The organism is Methylobacterium sp. WL116, from assembly GCF_008039455.1.
Classification (GTDB): domain Bacteria; phylum Pseudomonadota; class Alphaproteobacteria; order Rhizobiales; family Beijerinckiaceae; genus Methylobacterium.
Genome location: NZ_VRUV01000605.1, coordinates 1 through 2,517, shown reverse-complemented (window position 1 = coordinate 2,517; position 2,517 = coordinate 1). Strand labels below are relative to the sequence as shown.

Sequence of the window (2,517 nt, the reverse complement as noted above, 5' to 3'; positions counted from 1 at the left end):
CCCCGGCGCCGGCCGCCCAGGCCGCTCTTCCGGCCGACATCGCCGCCCGGCTCGACAGCCTGGACCAGCGCGTCTCCGCCCTGCAGGAGGAGCCGGGCCGCGACCAGGCTGGCGATTCCCGCCTCGGGGTGGCCCAGGCCGGCGGCGACCCCAAGCAGATCGCCGCCCTCGACGGGCGCGTGAAGGCGCTCGAGGACAAGGCGCCCGACAAGGCGGCGCGCGCCCCGGCCGTCGACCTCGCGCCGAAGCTCGCCACGCTCCAGGGCGAGGTCGAGGCACGCACCAAGGCGAACGCCGAGGCCGACCAGGCCCTAGGCCAACGCCTCGACGCCCTGCAGAAGACCCTCGACGAGCGGGTGAAGGCCGCGACCGAGGCGGTGCAGACGGCGACGCAGGCGAGCCGCGAGGCGGCCGAGGCCGGCAGGAGTACGGCCGAGTCGGCGACCAAGGCCCTCGACCGGCGCCTGCAGGATCAGGCCGACAAGATCGCCACCCTGGACAAGGCGGTGGCGCTTCGGGCCGAGGCCAGCACCGTTCAGGCCGCGTTGAAGGTCGTCACCGCCGACCGGATCGCCGCCGCGCTGGAGGCCGGCGTCCCGTATGCCGAGCCGCTGGCGACCCTGCGCAAGCTCGAGACCGGCGACGCGAGCCGCGTCGACGCCCTGGCGCCGTTCGCCGACAAGGGCGCGCCGACCGCGGACCAGCTCGCCGCCGCGTTCCGCCCGATCGCCGACAAGGTCGCCGCCGCGCGCAAGGCCGCCGCCGCCAAGGAGGTCGCCGCCAACGGCGACCTCAAGAGCCGCTTCCTCAGCATCGCGGACTCGATCGTGCAGGTCCGCAAGGTCGATGCGCCGCCGGCCGCCGAGGAGGCTGCCGCCAGCGATCCGACGGCGAAGGTACAGGCGGCCCTAGATCGCGGCGCGTTGATCGAGGCGTCGCAGGCCTACGAGGCGATGCCGCAGGATCTGAAGGCGCAGACCGGCGATTTCGGCGCGACGCTGAAGGCGCGGGCCCAGGCGGCCCAGGCGGCCCAGGCGCTGCTCTCCGACGCGTTCAAGGGCCTGCCGACGACCGCGCCGACCGCCAAGCCGTGATCGCCCCCCTGAGGTGATCGCAGAGACACGCCATCCTGCGGGGGCGGCCATCGCCCCCGCCCACATCCTCGTCGCGACGCGACGCCGTCCTCGCGGCTGACAGGAGTACCCGACCTCATGTGGCGCGCTCTCGCCTTCCTGGCCCTGCTTGCCGTCGCCGCCTTCGGGGCGGTGTGGATCGCCGACCGACCCGGGTCGGTCACCATCGTGTGGAACGGCTACGAGGTGGCCACGAGCCTCGCCATCGCCCTCATCGGCGTCGGCATCGCGGCGATCGCGCTCGGCCTCGTCTGGGCCGTGGTCCGCGGCATCATCACCCTGCCGGACACCCTGGTGAACGGCTCGCGCGAGCGCCGCCGGGCCAAGGGCTTCACCGCCCTGTCGCGCGGCATGGTCGCGGTCGGGTCGGGCGATCCCCTCGCCGCCCGCCGCCATGCGGGCGACGCCGAGCGCCTGCTCGGCGCGGAACCGCTGACCCTGCTGCTCAAGGCTCAGGCGGCGCAGATCTCCGGCGACCGGCAGGCGGCCGAGAGCGCGTTCCAGCGCATGGTCGACGACCCCGAGACGCGGGTGCTCGGCCTGCGCGGCCTGTTCGTCGAAGCGCGCCGACGCGAGGACGACGTCTCCGCCCGCGCCTACGCGGCGGAGGCCGCACGCCTCGCTCCCAGCGTCACCTGGGCGAACGACGCCGTGCTGGAGGCGCAATGCGCCGACGGCGACTGGGGCGGCGCGCTCGAGATCGTCGAGCGCCGCGGCTCCCTCGGGCTGATCGACAAGGCGGAGGCGCGGCGCCAGCGTGCCGTCCTGCTCACCGCGATGGCGCAGGTGCGCGAGGCCGGCGAGCCGGAGGCGGCGCCTGCCAGACGAAGGCGTCGATGCGGCCGGAGACCGGCGAGATCGGCTCCCAGGTCGGCGAGGCGACGCCGTCGGCGATCCAGACGGGATCGCGCGGGGCATGCGCGGCGCGGGCGAGCCATTCGCGGGCGCGGCCCGAGCCGGCGCCGTGCTCAGTCTCCTCGATCCGTGCCATCATCAGGCAGGTGCGCACGCTCGGGCCGTCGTCGAGCAGGGGCTGGATCGCCTCGCGGGCCTTCTCGAAGTCGCGGGCGTCGAACGCGGCCTGCGCCAGGGCGAGGCGCGCCTCGGGGGCCCAGGACGAGAGCTTGGCCAGCGTCTCGGCCCGCGCCAGGCGGTCCCGCACGGAATCGCCGGTGCGCAGGTTAAGGTAGACCTTGGCGAGGTCCGGGTGCGGGTTGGCCTTCCACGCGGCCTCGACGATCTTGGCCGCCTTCTTCAGATCGCCGCGGCGGGCGAGCAGGCGCCCGGCGATGCTGGCGGCGGGAACGAGATCGGGCGCGAGCTTGACCGCCTGGAGCGCGCGCTCGGTCGCCGCCTCCGGCTCGCCGGCCTCGCGCACCTGCGC

Annotated in this window: 3 pseudogenes; 2 read left to right on the top strand and 1 reads right to left on the bottom strand. The window is 75.2% G+C overall.

From position 1 onward, the window contains the following. Together FV223_RS30845 and FV223_RS25155 are read left to right on the top strand one after the other, a co-directional pair. Window positions 1-1,094: pseudogene (locus FV223_RS30845) on the top strand (translation initiation factor 2); the annotation flags it as partial. A gap of 117 nt (window positions 1,095-1,211) precedes the next feature. Continuing rightward, window positions 1,212-1,949, top strand: a pseudogene (locus FV223_RS25155) (heme biosynthesis HemY N-terminal domain-containing protein); the annotation flags it as partial. Here the strand turns inward: FV223_RS25155 and FV223_RS25150 are convergent. Beyond that, a pseudogene (locus FV223_RS25150) lies at window positions 1,903-2,517 on the bottom strand (heme biosynthesis protein HemY); the annotation flags it as partial. The pseudogenes FV223_RS25155 and FV223_RS25150 sit on opposite strands and share 47 nt — an antisense overlap.